17 protein-coding genes are annotated in these 17075 nt (G+C 62.3%); 13 read left to right on the top strand and 4 right to left on the bottom strand.

Annotation, left to right across the window (positions count from 1 at the left end):
* Positions 1 to 6 precede the first annotated feature (6 nt).
* The 3 genes from J2T60_RS10430 to gpmI form a co-directional block, all read right to left on the bottom strand.
* Positions 7 to 1266, bottom strand: coding sequence for a S41 family peptidase (locus J2T60_RS10430; protein WP_253449624.1), 1260 nt, complete (start codon positions 1264 to 1266; stop codon positions 7 to 9).
* 159 nt (positions 1267 to 1425) lie between these two features.
* Complete coding sequence (locus tag J2T60_RS10425) at positions 1426 to 2592, bottom strand: murein hydrolase activator EnvC family protein (protein ID WP_253449621.1); 1167 nt, start codon at positions 2590 to 2592, stop codon at positions 1426 to 1428.
* A gap of 37 nt (positions 2593 to 2629) precedes the next feature.
* Positions 2630 to 4165, bottom strand: a complete 1536-nt coding sequence (gene gpmI, locus J2T60_RS10420) for a 2,3-bisphosphoglycerate-independent phosphoglycerate mutase (RefSeq protein ID WP_253449618.1) — start codon at positions 4163 to 4165, stop codon at positions 2630 to 2632.
* A 283-nt stretch (positions 4166 to 4448) separates the two neighbouring features.
* Here gpmI and J2T60_RS10415 point away from each other — a divergent pair, with 283 nt between their 5' ends.
* From J2T60_RS10415 to J2T60_RS10400, 4 genes are read left to right on the top strand one after another with little or no spacing between them, the layout of a single operon-like run.
* Positions 4449 to 4889 carry a rhodanese-like domain-containing protein gene (locus J2T60_RS10415; protein ID WP_253449616.1) on the top strand — a complete coding sequence of 147 codons (441 nt, stop codon included), beginning with the start codon at positions 4449 to 4451 and terminating at the stop codon, positions 4887 to 4889.
* Positions 4890 to 4892: 3 nt separating this feature from the next.
* Complete coding sequence (gene grxC, locus J2T60_RS10410; RefSeq protein WP_253449613.1) at positions 4893 to 5156, top strand: glutaredoxin 3; 264 nt, start codon at positions 4893 to 4895, stop codon at positions 5154 to 5156.
* A 51-nt stretch (positions 5157 to 5207) separates the two neighbouring features.
* Positions 5208 to 5714 (top strand): protein-export chaperone SecB, encoded by a 507-nt coding sequence (gene secB / locus J2T60_RS10405; RefSeq protein WP_253449610.1) that lies wholly within the window; start codon positions 5208 to 5210, stop codon positions 5712 to 5714.
* 3 nt (positions 5715 to 5717) lie between these two features.
* A complete protein-coding gene (locus J2T60_RS10400; protein WP_253449607.1) occupies positions 5718 to 6728 on the top strand; it encodes an NAD(P)H-dependent glycerol-3-phosphate dehydrogenase in 1011 nt (336 codons plus the stop codon).
* 20 nt (positions 6729 to 6748) lie between these two features.
* Here J2T60_RS10400 and J2T60_RS10395 read toward each other — a convergent pair whose 3' ends face one another.
* Entirely contained in the window at positions 6749 to 7204 is a 456-nt protein-coding gene (locus J2T60_RS10395) for a tRNA (cytidine(34)-2'-O)-methyltransferase (RefSeq protein WP_253449604.1), read from the bottom strand.
* A 23-nt stretch (positions 7205 to 7227) separates the two neighbouring features.
* On the opposite strand from J2T60_RS10395, the gene J2T60_RS10390 reads away from it, so the two are divergent.
* From J2T60_RS10390 to J2T60_RS10350, 9 genes are all read left to right on the top strand, one after another.
* Positions 7228 to 8181 (top strand): dihydroorotate dehydrogenase, encoded by a 954-nt coding sequence (locus tag J2T60_RS10390; protein WP_253449601.1) that lies wholly within the window; start codon positions 7228 to 7230, stop codon positions 8179 to 8181.
* 323 nt (positions 8182 to 8504) lie between these two features.
* Positions 8505 to 9458: a type IV pilus biogenesis protein PilM gene (locus J2T60_RS10385; RefSeq protein WP_253449598.1), complete on the top strand. Its 954-nt coding sequence runs from the start codon at positions 8505 to 8507 to the stop codon at positions 9456 to 9458.
* Positions 9455 to 10078 carry an MSHA biogenesis protein MshI gene (locus tag J2T60_RS10380; RefSeq protein ID WP_253449595.1) on the top strand — a complete coding sequence of 208 codons (624 nt, stop codon included), beginning with the start codon at positions 9455 to 9457 and terminating at the stop codon, positions 10076 to 10078. Before J2T60_RS10385 ends, J2T60_RS10380 begins: the two co-directional genes overlap by 4 nt.
* Entirely contained in the window at positions 10075 to 10725 is a 651-nt protein-coding gene (locus J2T60_RS10375) for a type II secretion system protein GspM (protein ID WP_253449592.1), read from the top strand. The genes J2T60_RS10380 and J2T60_RS10375 overlap by 4 nt, the downstream gene beginning before the upstream one ends.
* Before the next feature lie 40 nt (positions 10726 to 10765).
* A complete protein-coding gene (locus J2T60_RS10370) occupies positions 10766 to 11077 on the top strand; it encodes a hypothetical protein (protein WP_253449589.1) in 312 nt (103 codons plus the stop codon).
* On the top strand, positions 11074 to 12816 hold the full coding sequence (gene mshL / locus J2T60_RS10365) for a pilus (MSHA type) biogenesis protein MshL (protein ID WP_253449586.1): 1743 nt from the start codon (positions 11074 to 11076) through the stop codon (positions 12814 to 12816). The genes J2T60_RS10370 and mshL overlap by 4 nt, the downstream gene beginning before the upstream one ends.
* Before the next feature lie 59 nt (positions 12817 to 12875).
* Positions 12876 to 13817 carry an ExeA family protein gene (locus J2T60_RS10360; protein WP_253449583.1) on the top strand — a complete coding sequence of 314 codons (942 nt, stop codon included), beginning with the start codon at positions 12876 to 12878 and terminating at the stop codon, positions 13815 to 13817.
* Positions 13814 to 15226, top strand: a complete 1413-nt coding sequence (locus J2T60_RS10355; RefSeq protein WP_253449580.1) for a tetratricopeptide repeat protein — start codon at positions 13814 to 13816, stop codon at positions 15224 to 15226. The genes J2T60_RS10360 and J2T60_RS10355 overlap by 4 nt, the downstream gene beginning before the upstream one ends.
* The gene (locus tag J2T60_RS10350) at positions 15223 to 17073 is read left to right on the top strand and encodes a GspE/PulE family protein (protein ID WP_253449578.1); all 1851 of its coding nucleotides are present in this window, start codon (positions 15223 to 15225) and stop codon (positions 17071 to 17073) included. Before J2T60_RS10355 ends, J2T60_RS10350 begins: the two co-directional genes overlap by 4 nt.
* Positions 17074 to 17075 lie beyond the last annotated feature (2 nt).

Here is a 17075-nt window from a genome sequence, read left to right as displayed (position 1 = left end):
CGTTAATTAGCCATCCTCCGCCAAAGCCAGTCCACTCATGCCGCGCAGAATCCGCAGGGCATGGGCCAGATCCTGATCATCACCAGCATCCGCTTCGCTGCCCCGCTCCCATGCCTCACGGGCCCGTTCCCCCAGAACAGCCCCGTCCCGGAGACTGGGTACACCGTTGGTGAAGCTCAAATCCGGATGCACACCGTCCTTCTCAATGGCCCGGCCGGAAGGGGTCTTGTAACGGGCCGTGGTGAGTTTCATGGCCGCCTGGTCGGGCAACGGCATGATGGTCTGCACCGAACCCTTGCCAAAGGAGGTCTGGCCCAGCACCACGGCTCGGCCATGGTCCTGCAGGGCACCGGCCACGATTTCTGCGGCGGAGGCACTGCCCCGATTTACCAGCACCACGATGGGTGCACCCAGCATCAAGTCGCCCCGCGAGGCTTCACGACTGAGCTGGGAGGAGGGGGCGCGGCCTTCCGCGGTGACGATGATGCCCTCGTCCAGGAACAGGTCCGATACCTCCACCGCACCCCGCAGTATGCCGCCGGGATTGTTTCGCATATCAATCACCAGGCCGTCGAGATGACTACCGTTCTCGCTGGTTAGACGGGCCATGGCGTCCCGGGTCTGATTGCCCACCTGATCCCGGAAATGGGTGATGTTGATGTAGCCGATCCCGGGCTCGATCATCCGCTCCCGGACGCTGCGGGTCTGGATGCGCTCCCGTACCAGCTCCACATCCCGGGCTTCTTCTTCGTCTTCGGAGAGAATACCCAGCACGACGCTGCTGCCGGGCTCGCCGCGCATCTTGCTGACCGCTTCACTCAGGCTCATGCCCTCCAGGGGTTCCCCGTCCACGGTCAGGATGCGATCACCGCTGCGAATGTCGGCTGCAGCGGCGGGGGAATCGGCAATCGGGGCGATCACGGTGATAACCCCGTCCTCTTGGGTGACCTCAATGCCCAGACCGCCGTAGCGACCCGAGGTCCTTTCCTGCATCTGCTGGAACTCTTCCGGGTCCATGAAGTTGGAATGTTGATCCAGGCTCGACAGCATGCCGCGAATGGCATGCTCCATGAGTTCTTCGTCATCCACCGGATCCACATAGCCTTGGCGAACTCGTTCCAGTACTTCGGCCAGCATGCGGGCCTGTTCATAAGGCAGCTCTGCATTGTTGCCCCGGTCCGCGAAAACCGAGTGGGTCACCGATACCAGACTGCCAAGCAGGAAGCCAATGGCCAGAACCAGGCCGGTACGTGCTTTGATCGACATGGGATGCATGGACCTCTTCCGCTTTGCAAATGGGCTGCCAGGACGATTCCCGTTGCCTTCGATACTACCGTCGAGCCGTGTCGGGTCAATGGCGGCTGCTGAATTTGGACCTTTCCCGGCAGTTGGCGTTTCATCCGACTAGCCGCTTCCTCTATCCATTCAGCGGCGTCCCAGCCATCGTGCCGGGTCTTCCGGATCCCGGCCGTTACGAATCTCGAAATACAGCCCGGTATTGTCTTGACCGCCACTGTCACCCACCGAGGCAATCACATCTCCGGCCCCGACCCAGTCCCCCACGTCCTGGTAGAGGGATTCATTATGACCGTAGAGACTGAGATAGCCATCGCCGTGGTCGATGATCAGTACCAGGCCGTAATGCTGTAACCAGCCCGCGTAGGCTACCCGACCATGGGAGACGGCGCGCACATCGCTGCCCAACTCGGCATTGATGAACAGCCCGCGCCAGCGCATCCGGCCGCCGGCCCGCTCGTCTCCAAAGGCCCGGTTGACTCGTCCGGACACCGGCCAGGGCAAGGATCCCCGCAGATCCGCAAAACGCCTGCCTTCGTGCAGGTCTGAGGGGATGTCTTCCAAGGCATCCTGCAGAGAGCGGATCAGGCGTTGCAGTTCGGCTTCATCTTCCTCCAGCTGTTCCAGCCGGGTGCCGCGTTCCTGCAGGCGCTGCTCAATGCGGCTCACCGCCTCTTCCCGTGATTCCCGGGTCTCCTCCATAGCTTCCAGGGCATTGGATTGCCGTCGCCGGGCTTCGGCCAGTTCCGCCAGGGTCTCATCCACTTCCTCGGCCAGGCCGGCCAAGCGTTCCAGATGCTCGCTGATGCGGTCAATCCGATCGCTGCGGGCCTGGTTGAGATAGTCGTAGTACACCAGCATGCGGCCGAAGGCTGCCGGGTCTTCCTGATTCAGCAATAGCTTGATCTGCTCTTCCCGGCCGGTGCGGTATGCCCCTTGGATCTGGCGTGCCAGTGCTTCCCGTTCGGCTTCGATTTCCGATTCCCGTTCCGCCTGCTCGGTTTCCAGTTCCGATAATCGATTGCGATGGGACTGGATATCCGATTCGGTTTGCCGCAATTCCCGGCCCAGGCGGCCCACTTCCTCTTCGGCGGCCTGCAGGGCCCGGCTGGCATCGTCCCGCTGGCCGCGTTCTTCTTCCAGGGTATGGCGCAGGCCTTCGATGCGCTCCTTCAGTTCTTCCAGTTCCGCTTCACGAGCCTCAGCCTGGTCCGATTGCCTGGCATCGGCCACGGGCACGAAAGTCGTGGCCAGCAGGCAGCATGACAGAAGCAGCAGTGGCAGTAGGCGGAACATGAAATGGTCCAGTGTGGTTTCTCGCACCGTGCAAGGCTCAGTGCTTGAGCTTGACCAGAGTGTGGCCGGTCATCTCCTCGGGAAGGGGCTGGCCCATGAGGGTGAGCAGGGTGGGGGCCAGATCGCACAGCCCGCCATCATTCACCATCTCGGCCTCCCGGCCCACGTAGAGCAGCGGTACCCGATTGGTCGTGTGGGCGGTATGGGCCTGGCCGGTGTTGGCATCCCGCATCTTTTCGGCATTGCCGTGGTCCGCGGTGATTAGCATCTCGCCGCCGGCGGCCTGAATGGTCGATTCCAGCCGGCCCAGGCTTTCATCCAGGGTTTCAATGGCCAGGATGGCCGCTTTCATGTCACCGGTATGGCCCACCATGTCGGCATTGGCGTAGTTGCAGACAATCAGATCGTATTGATCCGATTCGATGGCCTCCACCAGCTTGTCGGTGACCTCCGGGGCGCTCATCTCGGGCTTGAGGTCATAGGTCCGGACGTCGGGGGACGGCACCAGAATGCGGTCCTCACCCTCGAACTTGGTTTCCTGCCCGCCGTTGAAGAAGAAGGTCACATGGGCATATTTTTCGGTCTCGGCGATGCGCAATTGTCGCAGGCCGAGCTTGGCGGCGTACTCGCCCAGGTTGTTCTTGGGATGACTGGGGGGGAAGGCCACCGGTACGTCGAAATCCGACTGATACTGGGTAAGGGTCACAAAACCGGCCAGATTCAGGCGTTTGCGCTCAAAGCCCTCGAAGGCCGGGTCGGTAAAGGCCTGGGTCAGTTCCCGCGCCCGGTCGGCTCGCCAGTTCATGAAGATCACCGCATCCCCGTCACGGACGCGGCCCCCCTCGCCATCAATCCAGGTGGGCGCCACGAATTCGTCGTTCTCGTTCCGGTCATAGGCGGCTTGCAGGCCGGCCAGGCCGGATTCGGCCCGGTGTTCGCCCGCGCCTTCGGTCATCAGGCGATAGGCCGCTTTGATTCGATCCCAGCGATTGTCACGGTCCATGGCATAGAAGCGGCCCACCAGGCTCGCAATCCGGCCCCGGCCCAGCTCGGTGAACACCGCTTCCAGGGCTTCAATGGAGGCCTTGGCGCTGCGCGGAGGCATGTCCCGGCCGTCCAGAATGGCGTGGACGAAGATGTCTTTGGCGCCCCGCTGGGCGGCCAGGCGCACCATGGCGTGGAGGTGGGATTCGTGGCTATGGACACCGCCGGGAGAGAGTAGGCCGGTGATATGCACGGCGCGACCTTGGCCCACGGCCCGGTCCACGCTTTCACGGAAGGCCGGGTTGTCGAAGAAGCTGCCGTCCTCGATGGCGCCGGAGATGCGACCGAACTCCTGGGGCACCACCCGCCCGGCACCCAGATTGATATGCCCCACCTCGGAGTTGCCCATCTGGCCGTCCGGCAGGCCTACACGGGGCCCGGAGGTGTGGATCAGGGTCTTGGGATATTGTTGGCTCATGCGGTCCCAGTTGGGGGTCCGGGCCTGGCTGATGGCATTATCCTCGGCGTCCGGGGCCTCGCCCCAGCCGTCCAGAATCACCAGCATGATCGGTCGCTTGCTCTCACTCATGTCGGACACTGCCTGTGATGCGGGTTGGGAGGGGCGTGTAGTGTATTGAAAATAGCCCTGTTTCGGAAGTTTACGGCCCATTGTCGCCTCATGCTTATCCCAGTGCGGCCCCCGAATATCCCGTCCTCGTCCCGATTTGTCCTTTCCAGGCCGGCCAGCCTTCGCCCAGGGTCCGGACTCACCTGGGCTGCGGGCGATTTTCAGGCTGTTATAATGCCCGCTTTTCGTGGCTCCGGCGGTGCCGGATGCCTGGATTTCCTGCAAGCGAGAGTCCCCTGCGGTCATGGACAGAGTTGTCGAGTTTGCCAGCCAGAATCCTTTGCTGGTGATGGCTTTCATCACCCTGCTGCTTGTTTTCATCTTCACTGAAATTCGGCGGGCCAGTCGTGGTTACAAGGATGTGGAAACCGGCCCTGCTACCCGCATGATCAATGATGGTGCGGTGGTGATCGATGTGCGCCAGCCGGATGCCTATCGCAAGGGCCATGTCGCGGGAGCGGCCAATTATCCGGTCGACCGCATCGAGGCCCATGCCGATGACATTGCCAAGCGGGTCAAAAAGGCCAAGGGTCAGCCCATTCTGATTTATGACGACATGGGCATGGGTGCCGGCAAGGCGGCCGCCGCGCTGGTGAAACAGGAGCTGGGTGTGGAGATCTACAACCTCAAGGGTGGCTTGACCGCCTGGCAGCGGGAAAACCTGCCGCTGAAAAAGAAGGGTTGATACATGTCTGAAAAGCCCGTGGTGATGTATTCCAAGCGTAGCTGCCCTTTCTGTGTCAGAGCCAAGGCCCTGATGGAGGCAAAGGGAGTGGCGTTTGAAGAGATCGATATTCTGGTGGCGCCGGAGCGCCGTCAGGAGATGATCGAGAAAGCCGATGGCCGTCGGACCGTGCCCCAAATCTTCATCCAGGGGGAAGGGATCGGCGGCTATGACGAGCTGGCCGCCCTTGAGCGAGTCGGCGAACTGAACAAGCGTTTGGGTTTATAGCGGTCTGTTCCCCAGGTCGGGCCCGGACTGATTTTTTCTCGGGAGGTAATAATGGCAGAAGACAAGCAGGACAACGCCAACAACCAGGCTGGCGGACAGGATGCCGCCGCCAGCAAGGACGTGCAGCTGCATAATATCTATGTGAAGGATTTTTCCTTTGAATCACCGCAGGCGCCGCAGATTTTCACTCAACAGGTGACCCCGGAGTTCAGCATGAATATGGGTAATCGGGCCGCGCAAGTCGCTGAGAGTCTGTATGAGGTCACTCTGAATATCGAAGTGGAAGCACGCCACGAAGACAAAGCCGTGTTCCTGATTGAGCTGCAGCAATCCGGGCTGTTCCAGCTGGATGGTTTCACCGGGGAAGAAAAGGAGGCCGTGCTGGGCGCCTTTTGCCCGGCTCAGCTCTACCCCTACGCCCGGGAAGTGATCACCACCATGGTTACCAACGGCGGCTTCCCGGCGCCACGTCTGCAACCGGTGAATTTCGACCTTTTGCGTCATCGCCAGAAAGAGCAGCAGCAAGCCGCTGCTCAGGAGTCCGGCGGGCAGGCCTGAGCCATGACTTCCCGACCCGACCAACCCATTGCCGTGCTGGGTGCCGGCGCCTGGGGGACGGCCCTGGCCATCCAGATGGCCCGAAGTGGCCGTTCGGTGCGCCTGTGGGGCCGTGACCCGGCACACCTCGCCGAGATGGTTGAGGCGAGGGAAAACCGCCGCCGTCTTCCCGGGGCTGCTTTTCCCGCGTCACTTCAGGCCGAGCCGGATCTGGATCGGGCCCTGGATGGGGTGAGGGATGTGCTGGTGGCCGTGCCCAGTCATGCCTTTCGTGAGATGTTGGGCCAGCTGGCCCAGCGGGCAATCCCTGGTCTGCGCCTGGCCTGGGCCACCAAGGGCTTTGAGCCGGGCACCGGGCGCCTGGCCGAGGCGGTGGTCGCCGAAGTGCTGGGCGATGCCCTGCCCATGGCGGTTCTGACCGGCCCCACCTTCGCCGCCGAAGTCGGCCGGGGCCAGCCCACGGCCATGACCGTGGCCGCCAGCGATACGGCATTGGCCGATGATCTGGCTGCCACGCTTCATGGTGAGCAGTTCCGGGCTTATACCAGTGATGACGTGATCGGTGCCGAGGTGGGCGGGGCCGTGAAGAATGTCATCGCCATCGGGGCCGGGGTCTCGGATGGCCTGGGCTTTGGTGCCAATGCCCGTGTGGCGCTGATTACCCGGGGGCTGGCCGAGATGATGCGATTGGGCGAGGCCCTGGGTGGTCGGGCCCAGACCCTCACCGGCCTGGCCGGCATGGGCGACCTGGTGCTCACCTGCACGGATGATCAATCCCGCAATCGGCGCTTCGGCCTGGCTCTGGCGGCCGGTCGTAGCGTGGAGCAGGCCAAGTCCGAAATCGGACTGGTGGAAGGGGCCCTGGCGGCTGCCGAGGTTCGACGCCTGGGCGAACAGTTGGGAATCGATCTGCCCATCGCCGCCCAGGTTCACGCCATGGTCTATGACGGTGTTAGTCCCCGGTTGGCCGCCGAGTCCCTGCTTAATCGGTCCCGGACCGAGGAAGAGGGCTAGGCCGGCGGATTCTGTAGTGCTTAGGCAAAGCCGTTTTGCCGCCAGGCTTCGTAAACGGTGACGGCCACAGCATTGCCCAGGTTCAGAGAGCGGTTACCAGGTTTCATGGGAATCTTCAGGCATTGGGCGATCGCTGGATGGGCCAGGATCTCCGCGGGCAGGCCGCGGGTCTCGGGGCCGAACAGAAAGGCATCTCCGGGTTTGAAGCGCTGTTCATGCAGGGGGCGGCTGACTTTGCTCGATAGTGCGAAGACGCGTTCCGGCTGGACGGAGTCCATGAAAGCCGCAAAGTCTGCATGTTCCCGAACCACGGCGCTGTCCCGATAATCCAGTCCCCCCCGACGCAGCGCCTTGGCATCCATGGTGAAGCCCAGGGGATGCAGCAGATGCAGGGAGGCGCCGGTGTTGGCGGCCAGCCGCATGACATTACCGGTATTGGGCGGAATCTCCGGTTCATACAGTACAATGTGAAACATTCAGTGTCCCTCAAGGTTGCGAGATGACCCAGACCAGCGAGCCCCGTGTGCCCCAATCCCTGGCCAGCCGTTTCTGCGGACTGGATTTTGCCTCACCCCTGGTGCTGTTGTCCGGTTGTGTGGGCTTTGGCGAGGAATATACCCGGGTGGCGGGGTTTTCCAACCGGGACGTGGGTGGCATCTGCCTGAAGGGCACCACTGGCCAGCCTCGCCTGGGCAACCCGCCCCACCGGATTTACGAGACTCCCGAGGGCATGCTCAATGCCATCGGTCTGCAGAATCCCGGGGTGGATCATGTGGTGGACGAGATTCTGCCCACCCTGGATTTTGCTGAAACCCGATTTATTGCCAATGTCTGTGGCTCCACCATTGAAGAGTATGCCCAGGTGGCGCGGCGTTTTCATGATTCACCCATCGACGCCATGGAGATCAATATCTCCTGCCCCAATGTGAAGGAGGGTGGGGTCCAGTTCGGTAATGTGCCCGAAATGTCCGCCCGGGTGGTGGAAGCGGTTCGTGCCGAGACCGACAAACCCCTGATTACCAAACTCTCTCCCAATCAAACCGATATCGCACGCAACGCCGCCTATTGCATTGAGGCCGGCACCGATGCCCTGGCGGTGATCAACACCGTCTCCGGCATGGCTATCAATGCCGAGGCCCGGCGGCCGGTAATCGGCAATGTCCAGGGAGGGTTGTCCGGCCCCGCCATCAAGCCCATTGCCCTGCTCAAGGTGCATCAGGTCTATCAGGTGGCGGGACCGAAAAACATTCCCATTCTGGGCCAGGGCGGCATTCAAAACGCTCAGGATGCACTGGAGTTCATGATTGCCGGTGCCAGTGCGGTGGGGGTGGGCACCACACTCTTTTATGAGCCTCACGCCTGCCAGCGAATTAATGCCGGCATCGCCGATTATCTGGACCGCCATGGCATGGCCTCGGTTTCCGAGCTGGTGGGGACCCTGCAGCTGCCCTGATGCAAGGTGTGAAGCACGGTTACGGTTTCCCGCCGCTGACGAGAGACGCACTTCCCTGTTCATGACCCGAGAAAATCCCACATTATGGATAAAGAGTGATTTACACTGCAGTCGTGAATGGATTATTATTTCTGCCGTGTGACATCCACATTAAGTTAAATTAACGTGTGAGGCGTCAGGGGGGCGCGCCGACGGCAGGGATGCAAAGCGGCTTCGCGAGGTGATAGATCCACTCGCGGTTACTGCGCGAAGAGTGAATGCCGGTCTGTGGCCCGAATTCCCTCCTTCCCCTCAGCGCCCCGTTGCCACCGGGAGTGTAGGCTTTGCCCCTGCTGTCATTTTTAAGAAACCACAAACGCGACCGGCGACTGGCGGGTGCGGTGGTATCCGAGAGCGGTATCAGCCTGGCCTGCGTCGAGCGTGGCGCGGGGGACGTGCCCATGGTCAAGGCCCTGGCCCAGGCACAGGCCGGACCCAGGGCCGGTGATGACCGCTGGCGCCGACTGGAAAAGCTAGTGGGTGATCATGGTCTGTCCCGGACACCGGCCTCCGTCCTGGCAGACAGTGACCACTACCAGTTGATGCTGGTGGAAGCCCCCGATGTGCCCCCCGAAGAACTGCGTTCAGCCATCCGCTGGCGAATCAAGGACCTGATCCGGTTCCATGTGGATGATGCCACCATTGATGTTTTTGAAATCCCCGACCAGAAGAGTCAGGCCGGACGACTGATGTATGCGGTGGCGGCCAAGAGCCCCCGCCTTAAGGAAATCATCGATGGCGTATCCGGCGCCGGCCTCAAGCTCAAGGTCATTGATCTGCCGGAGATGGCGGTGCGCAATGTGGCGGCCCTGCTGGACGGGGATGTGCGTGGCCTGGCGACTCTTTATATCGGGGTAAATCATGGCCTGATCATTATCAGCCGCCAGGGTACCTTGTTCCTGGCTCGCAGTTTCGAAGTGGGTGAAGATCAATTGGCGGCGGCTTCCGTAGACGAGCGCACCCTGCTGATGGAAACCATCGCCCTGGAACTGCAACGTTCCCTGGATTATTACGACAGCCACTTCAAGCAGCCCCCGGTGGGAAGTATCGCCCTGATGCCCATGGCGGTGGAGCTGCCCTTCGTGGCCGAGCATCTGGAATCCAGCCTCGGGGTCAATGTCCAGCAAGTGGACCTGAATGAACTGCTGGAGTCCGAAATCCCCATGGAAAAGCCCCTTCAGGCGCGCTGTCTGCTGGCCCTGGGCGCAGCGCTTCGAAAAGAGGAGGTGGCGCTGTGAATCAGAACATCAATCTTTACCAGCCCATCTTCCGGCGCCAGCGCAAGGTCTTTTCTGCTGAAACCATGTTAATGATGCTGGGCCTGTTGATCCTGGGTCTGGCTCTGATGACGGTTTGGAGTCAGTGGCGTTATGCCCAGATGGCTGAGCGCGTGGACCATCTTCAGAATCAGGAGACCGAGGCCCTGGCCCGTCTGTCATCATTGGAAGAGACCCTGCCGCCCCGGGAGGAGAGCCCGGCCCTGCGCCGGGCGGTTCAGGACAGTGAGGCCGAGCGAGCAGTCAAGGAACAGGCCCTGAATGTCCTGCGGAACGGGGAGCTGGGTCAGCAGCAGGGATTTTCCCGTTACCTGGAAGCCTTGGGCCGCCAGCGCATTGATCCGGTTTGGCTGACTCATATCAGCCTGGAAGAGGGCGGCCAGCATATCAGCCTGCGGGGGCGCACCCGTCAGGCTGAACAAATGCCCATCTATCTTCAACGTCTGTCCGATGAACCCAGCTATGCCGGCACCGATTTCCGGACCCTGAGAATGGATCGCGCCGAGCTGTCGGAGGGCGGCTCGGTACTGGAGTTCCGCCTCTCCACCCGCCCGGATGAGGACGGGGAGGATCGACCATGAAGGCGCAGCTGGACAAGCTTCGGGACCGGATCAATGCCTTGAGCCTTCGGGAGCGGGTGCTGGTGTTTCTCGCAGCGGCCGCAGTGGTGGCCTTTCTCTGGAATACCCTGTTCATGGAGCCCCTGTCGGAGCGTCAAGCCCAGACTGAGACCGAGATCCAGGACCTGCGCGAGCGCATCAGCCAGGCCAACAATGCCATTGCCGAGATGGTGCGCGCCCGTGAGCAAGACCCGGATGCCGAGTATCGGGCTCGCCTGGCCGAACTGCAATCCGACTTGGCCGAGCTGGATGAGCGCCTGGATGACCTGACTGGTGATCTGGTGGAGCCGGTGCGCATGGCCGGGGTGTTGGAACAGATGCTGGATCGCCAGTCGGGCTTGGAGCTGCGCAGCCTGCAGGCCTTGTCCGCCCGTCCCTTGCTGGATGACGATGAGCTGAGTGGCGTGGGTAATATCTATCGCCACGGGGTTCGCATGGAATTGACGGGCAGTTTCAGTGACACCCTGGCCTATCTGCGGGTCCTGGAAGGTTTGGACTCCAATCTTTTCTGGGGGCGGCTGAAAATCAGCATGGAACGATACCCGGACAATCGTATTGTGCTGGTGGTGCATACCCTGAGTCTGAGGGAGGGCTGGATCGGTGTTTGATATTCCATTCCACAGCCGATGCCTCCGTTGTGTAGCCCTGATGCTTGGCCTCAGTCTGCTCACGCCAATGGCTGCCCTGGCCGAGGTGGATGATCCCATGCGGCCACCGGCCCAGTCTCAGCAGATAGCTGAGCCCAGTCCGCTAAGCGACTGGACTCTCACCTCCGTACTGATTGCCGAGAATCGCCGTCTGGCCGTGATCAATGGTCAGGTGCTGCGGGTGGGGGAATCGGTGGACGGGGCCCGACTGATAAGAATCGATGCCGGTGGCGTGGTGATCCGCCACGCCCGCGGCCAGGAAACACTCAGCCTGAGCAGCAATCTGGGCATTTCCCGGAGTAGCAGCCAATGAAGTATTCGAGGAATGGCATGATCGAACAATACCGTTTCAAGACGGGTCTGGTGGTACTGGGCATTGGCTTAAGCCTGGTGCTGGGCGCCTGCGCACAGCCCTTCGGTGAAGATACCCGCCAGCGCATGGATGACGTGCTGGAGGACAGCCTGCGGGCCACCGAGGAACGCAGTCCGCCGGCGGAAGTTTCCGAGGCCCTGCTGCCCGGGGAGGAGGAACGTCGTAGTCGGCGCGCGCCAGCCGAGGAGGAAGATCGTTTCGATATTTCCGTGCGTAATGTGGATGCGGAAACCTTCTTCATGGGCCTGGTGGAAGACACCGACTACAACATGATCGTGGACGATGCTGTGGAAGGCCGGATAAGCCTCAGTCTTCGCAATGTGACCATCCCGGAAGTGATGGAGGCCGTTGAAGCGGCCTATGGCTATGAATATCGGGAATTGGCCGGTGGCTATCTGGTTCGTCCCGCCGGCCTGCAGACGCGGGTGTTCACCGTGGATTACCTGACCATTACCCGGGAAGGCTCTTCCAGCACCCGGGTGAGCTCCGGTTCGGTCAGTGATGGTCACACGGGCCAGCGCAGTGGTGGTTTTGGCGGCACCCGGGGCTTTGGCGGAAGCGGTGGGGGAGATCAGAGCGATCGCACCACCGGCACTCGCATTGAAACCGAGTCCAAATCCGATTTCTGGGCGGATATCGAATCCACCCTGGAGGCCATCGTGGCCGATCGGGATGGTAGTCGGGTCATACTCAACCCCCAATCCGGCACCGTTGCGGTCCGCGCCCTGCCCGCCGAGCTTCGCGAGATCCAGGAATACCTGGCCACCATCCAGGAAAGTGTGGGTCGTCAGGTGGTGCTGGAGGCCAAGATTCTGGAAGTGGAGCTGCGGGATGAATTCCGTTCCGGCATCAACTGGGGCGGTCTGTACTCGGATGGCGATGATGCCGCCTTCATTGGCCAGACCGGCGGCCCGGATCTCTTCGAGGACGGGGTCTCCTCGATTCGTGGTACCGCTCGAAGCCTTAATCCCGGGGATGCCCTGGAAGGCATGACCACCGAATCCATTGGTGGGACCTTTGCCGCCACTCTGAATATCGGCAATGATTTTCGTGCCTTTGTGGAGTTGCTGTCTCGCCAGGGCGAGACTCGGGTCCTGTCCAGTCCCCGGGTTTCGACGGTGAATAATCAGAAAGCGGTGATCAAAGTGGGCAGTGACGAGTTCTTCGTTACCGGCATTCAGTCCGGTGGCACCTTTGGCGCCGCCGGGGCCAGCTCCCAGCGCAATGTGGAACTCACCCCCTTCTTCTCGGGGATTGCCCTGGATGTGACCCCCCAGATCAGCGCCAACAATGATGTCACCCTGCACATCCATCCCACCGTCAGTCAGGTCACCGACCAGCGCAAGGACCTGACCGTGGGCGGGGAAACCGACAGCCTGCCCCTGGCATTGAGCGAAGTGCGGGAATCGGACAGCATCGTTCGCGCCAGCAGTGGCCAGATCGTGGTGATTGGCGGCTTGATGCAGAACCAGATGCGGGATGAAACGTTCCGCACGCCCATCCTCGGCGATATCCCGGTGCTGGGTCATCTCTTCCGCCAGACCCGTCAGCGGGAGGCCAAGACCGAACTGGTCATCCTGCTGCGCCCGGTGGTGGTGGAAGATGAGCGCCAGTGGGATGACATGACCCGGGAATACCAGGGCCAGATCCGTGACATGCGGCGGCCAGGGCGGCGATGAATGCCGGCCCGGCTGCTCGTGAATGGTGAGCGATTGAACGCAGCGACGTTGGGCGCGCCATGAGTCTCTATCTCTCCCATTTCGGTCTCAAGGAATTCCCCTTCTCTCTGACGCCGGATACTGGCTTCTATTACGACAGCCGGCCCCACCAGGAGGCATTGAATGTTCTGCTGGTGGCCTTGCGTTCGGGCGAGGGCTTTCTCAAGGTCACCGGGGAGGTGGGCCTGGGTAAAACGCTCTTGTGTCGCATGCTGCTGGATGCCCTCAAGGAAGAAGCGGTCACCGCCTACATTCCCAACCCCCATCTCTCGCCCGCCTCCATGCGCCTGAGCCTGGCCCGGGAACTGGGACTGAATCCCGACCAAGACCTGAGCCAGGAACAGCTGCTGCAGGTGATCCAGGACCGCCTCATGGCCCTGGCTGGCGAGGAAAAACCGGTGGTGCTGGTGCTGGACGAAGCCCAGCAGCTGCCGGAAGCTACCCTGGAAGCGGTCCGGCTGCTGACCAACCTGGAAACCGAGAAACGCAAGTTGATTCAGGTGGTGCTGTTTGGCCAACCGGAACTGGAAGAGCGCCTGGCCCGGCCATCGGTCCGCCAGCTGCGCCAGCGCATCACCTTCAGCTATCGGCTCTTGCCCCTGGATCGGGACACGGTGGAGGATTACGTGCGTCACCGTCTGCGGGTGGCCGGCTATCGTGGAGCCCCACTGTTTACCCGTCCGGCCCGGCGGGCCCTGTTTCGCCGCAGCGAAGGCACACCACGACTGGTCAACGTGCTCGCCCATAAGGCCCTGATGGCCGCCTGGGGAGAAGGCAGTGATCAGGTGGAAGGGCGCCATGTGCGCCGGGCTGCGGATGACACCGAGGGCGTGGGCCTCGCCGCCTGGGGGTCCGCCTGCCTGAACTGGCGCACAGCCCTGGGTCTTGTACTGCTGATTGGGGTGGCCGGCGGCCTGATCGCCTGGGGTCTATGGCCGGATTTTGTCGAGGTGGCGCCATGAGCCTGATCAACCAGATGCTGCGGGATCTGGACAGTCGCCGCGATGATGAGCGTGGCAACGGCACTGTGCGTGCCGTGACCGCAGAGCGGCGGCGCAATACAGGCTGGGCCATTGCTTTGGGCGCCCTTGGCGTGGTGGCTCTGGCCACCTGGCTGCTTTGGCCCGCCACCGTGCCGACCGGCACGGACGCCGGTGAAACCCGCCAGGCCGAGGCTCCGGATCCTGTCTCGCCGGTCCGTGCCCGTCTGCGGGAGATGAGTGTGGTCCAGACCCGTGAAGGCAGCCGCCTGCGCCTGGATTTTGAGGGTGAGAGCGGCTATCGCCGTCGTCCGGCCAGCGATCACGAATTGGCGCTGGCGCTGGAAGCCGAACTGCCGGAGGCGGTCATGGCCCTGACCCCGCCCGGGATTGAATCGATAGAAGTAGATTGGGACGAGGATCCGCCGCGGCTTCGCCTGGCATTGGACCCCGTCTGGCAGGCCGGACCCCTGTACCGGGAAAGCACTCCGGACGGGGGTGATCGCCTGATGCTGGTACTTCATCCTGCAGCGCTGCCCCGCGTTGAGGCCGTGTCGGAGGCCGAACCCCCGGCCGAGCCAGACCCAGCGGCGCCCACCTCAGCGGTGCGCGAGGAAACCGCCCCCGCCTCGGAGGACGAGGCCAACGGCGGGGAATCAACGCGCGAACCCCAAGTGGCGGATGAGGCGGCATCATCTGAGAATGAAGTGGTCGAAACCATTGCGGAATCGCCTCAGGCTGACGGCGACACATCGCCGGAGGCCTCGCAGGCCATGTTGCGCGAGCGCCGTGTGCCGGATGCCGGCGAGCAGGCGGAACAGGCCGTTGCCGACGCTGAGCGCGCCTGGGATGACGGTCAGACTGGCGAGGCAGAGACCCTGCTGCGCCACGCCCTGGCGCTTCAGCCGGCCCATGTCACGGCCCGGGATATTCTGGCGGAACTGCTGGTTCACAGTGGCCGCCTGAATCAGGCCGATCAATTGCTGGCCGAAGCCATGACCGTGGCCGACATGGCGCCTGCCGACGTTGGTTATCTGGCCCGCCAGCGGGCCCGGCTGTGGATGGAGGGGGAGGATTCGCACCGGGCCATCGAGGCCCTCCAGGCCGTGTATCCGACCCTGGACGATGCGGATCGCAGCGGGGCCCTTTTGGCCGGCTTGCTGTATCAGGCCGGTCGCCATGAAGCCGCCGTCCGGCATTACGAGACTCTGGTCCGCCGCAACCCCAGCGAGGGAGCATGGTGGATGGGCCTGGGGCTGGCCCGGGAAGGCCTGGCTGATCGCACTGGCGCCATCGAGGCCTACGAAAACGCCCTGGCCGGCGACGGGCTGCGCCCGGCGGTGCGAGACTATTTGCATGATCGAATCACGGAATTGGAGAGCGGACGATGAACCGCAAGCAGAAGATCCGGATTGGCGACCTGCTGGTCCAGCACAAGGCGATTTCCGAAAGCCAGCTGGAGCAGGCCCTGGCCGAGCAGAAGAGCAGTGGCCGCAAGCTGGGCAAGGTGCTGATCGATCTGGGCTATACCACCGAGGATGAAATCCTGGAGCTGCTCTCCAAGCAGCTGGACATCCCTCACATTGATATCCGCCATTTCCGATTCGACCCGGAAACCGCCCGGCGGCTGCCGGAAACCCATGCCCGCCGTTATCGTGCCCTGCCCTTGAGTCAGAATGAAGACGGCAGCCTGCTGGTGGGCATGGCCGATCCCACCGATATCTTTGCTTTCGACGAAGTCTCCCGTCTGCTGAGTGCCTCGGTGAAGATCGGCATTGTCCGCGAGACGGATTTGCTACGCACCATCGATCTGGTCTATCGCCGTACCGAGGAGATCTCCAACCTGGCCGAGGAGCTGGGCGAAGAGCTGTCCGACGGCGACTATGATCTTGATCAGCTGATGTCGGAGGAAGAGGTTAGCGATGCCCCGGTGATCCGCCTGCTGCAGTCCATGTTCGAGGACGCGGTGCAGGTGAATGCCTCCGACATTCATATCGAACCCGACGAGCAGGTGCTGCGCATCCGCCAGCGGGTGGATGGGATCTTGCAGGAGCAGGTGATCGAGGGTAAGCGTATTGCCTCGGCCCTGGTGACCCGGCTCAAGCTCATGTCCCAGCTCAATATCTCGGAGAAGCGCCTGCCCCAGGACGGTCGTTTCTCTATCAACGTCAAGGGCCGAACCCTGGATGTGCGCCTTTCCACCATGCCCATCAGTCATGGTGAATCAGTGGTGATGCGGCTGCTGGATCAATCCGCCGGCACTATGTCCCTGGAGCAGCTCGGGATTCCCAGCGACATGCTCCCCCGTTTCAAGCGTATGATCAGCAAGCCTCAGGGCATGGTCCTGGTCACCGGCCCCACCGGCAGCGGCAAGACCACGACCCTGTATGCCGCCGTCAATTATGTGAACCGGCCCGACAACAAGATCATCACGGTGGAAGATCCGGTGGAGTACCGCCTGCCCCGGGTCAATCAGGTCCAGGTCCATCCCCGCATCGGCCTGGATTTCGCTCGGGTGCTGAGAACCGCCTTGCGCCAGGATCCGGACATCATTCTGGTGGGGGAAATGCGGGATCACGAAACCGTGGATATCGGCCTGCGGGCCGCCATGACCGGTCACATGGTCTTCTCCACCCTGCATACCAATAACGCTGTGGCCACCATCAACCGCCTGCTGGACATGGGCGCGGCCGGTTACATGCTGGCTGCCTCCCTGGATGCGGTGATTGCCCAGCGCCTGGTCCGCCGCGTCTGCGACAGCTGTGGCCGTGACAAGGATCCCGAGCCCCAGCAGCTGGCCTGGTTGCGGGCCAAGGTGGGGCCGGAACAGGCAGAAACGATGCGTTTCAAGGAAGGCCGGGGCTGTCCCTATTGCGGCAATACCGGTTATCGCGGCCGTGTGGGTGTCTATGAACTGCTGGAAATGGATGAAGGTCTGACCGACGCCCTGCGGCGGGAAGACCTGGATGAATTTTCCGAACAGGCCCATCGCCGCAGTCGTTACCGCCCCCTGGTCCTGTGTGCCCTGGATTATGCCGAGCAGGGGGTGACCTCATTGTCCGAGGTAATTCGCCTGGCCGGCGGTATGGAAAACCTGGATTACACCCCGGACTTGCGCCTGGATGTGCATGCTGAAGACGCGGAGGCGCATGAAGACCAGCCCGTGGATCCGGAGACCGGCCTCAGTCTGAGCCCGGAAGGCGAATCCCCCGAAAATAACCCTCAGGGGAGGGGCTGATT

Origin of the sequence: Natronospira proteinivora, from assembly GCF_024170465.1 — a bacterium.
Lineage (GTDB): Bacteria > Pseudomonadota > Gammaproteobacteria > Natronospirales > Natronospiraceae > Natronospira > Natronospira proteinivora.
Note: the sequence above shows the minus strand (reverse complement) of the source record. Positions and strands in the feature narration are given on the sequence as shown.

Excerpts from the sequence above, each read along its gene's own strand:
- secB (WP_253449610.1), top strand. The coding sequence starts at position 5,208 with ATGGCAGAAGACAAGCAGGACAACGCCAACAACCAGGCTGGCGGACAG.
- J2T60_RS10350 (WP_253449578.1), top strand. The coding sequence starts at position 15,223 with ATGAACCGCAAGCAGAAGATCCGGATTGGCGACCTGCTGGTCCAGCAC.
- grxC (WP_253449613.1), top strand. The coding sequence starts at position 4,893 with ATGTCTGAAAAGCCCGTGGTGATGTATTCCAAGCGTAGCTGCCCTTTC.
- J2T60_RS10395 (WP_253449604.1), bottom strand. The coding sequence starts at position 7,204 with ATGTTTCACATTGTACTGTATGAACCGGAGATTCCGCCCAATACCGGT.
- J2T60_RS10375 (WP_253449592.1), top strand. The coding sequence starts at position 10,075 with ATGAAGGCGCAGCTGGACAAGCTTCGGGACCGGATCAATGCCTTGAGC.
- J2T60_RS10430 (WP_253449624.1), bottom strand. The coding sequence starts at position 1,266 with ATGTCGATCAAAGCACGTACCGGCCTGGTTCTGGCCATTGGCTTCCTG.
- J2T60_RS10370 (WP_253449589.1), top strand. The coding sequence starts at position 10,766 with ATGCTTGGCCTCAGTCTGCTCACGCCAATGGCTGCCCTGGCCGAGGTG.
- J2T60_RS10360 (WP_253449583.1), top strand. The coding sequence starts at position 12,876 with ATGAGTCTCTATCTCTCCCATTTCGGTCTCAAGGAATTCCCCTTCTCT.
- J2T60_RS10390 (WP_253449601.1), top strand. The coding sequence starts at position 7,228 with ATGACCCAGACCAGCGAGCCCCGTGTGCCCCAATCCCTGGCCAGCCGT.
- J2T60_RS10425 (WP_253449621.1), bottom strand. The coding sequence starts at position 2,592 with ATGTTCCGCCTACTGCCACTGCTGCTTCTGTCATGCTGCCTGCTGGCC.
- J2T60_RS10415 (WP_253449616.1), top strand. The coding sequence starts at position 4,449 with ATGGACAGAGTTGTCGAGTTTGCCAGCCAGAATCCTTTGCTGGTGATG.
- mshL (WP_253449586.1), top strand. The coding sequence starts at position 11,074 with ATGAAGTATTCGAGGAATGGCATGATCGAACAATACCGTTTCAAGACG.
- gpmI (WP_253449618.1), bottom strand. The coding sequence starts at position 4,165 with ATGAGTGAGAGCAAGCGACCGATCATGCTGGTGATTCTGGACGGCTGG.
- J2T60_RS10400 (WP_253449607.1), top strand. The coding sequence starts at position 5,718 with ATGACTTCCCGACCCGACCAACCCATTGCCGTGCTGGGTGCCGGCGCC.
- J2T60_RS10355 (WP_253449580.1), top strand. The coding sequence starts at position 13,814 with ATGAGCCTGATCAACCAGATGCTGCGGGATCTGGACAGTCGCCGCGAT.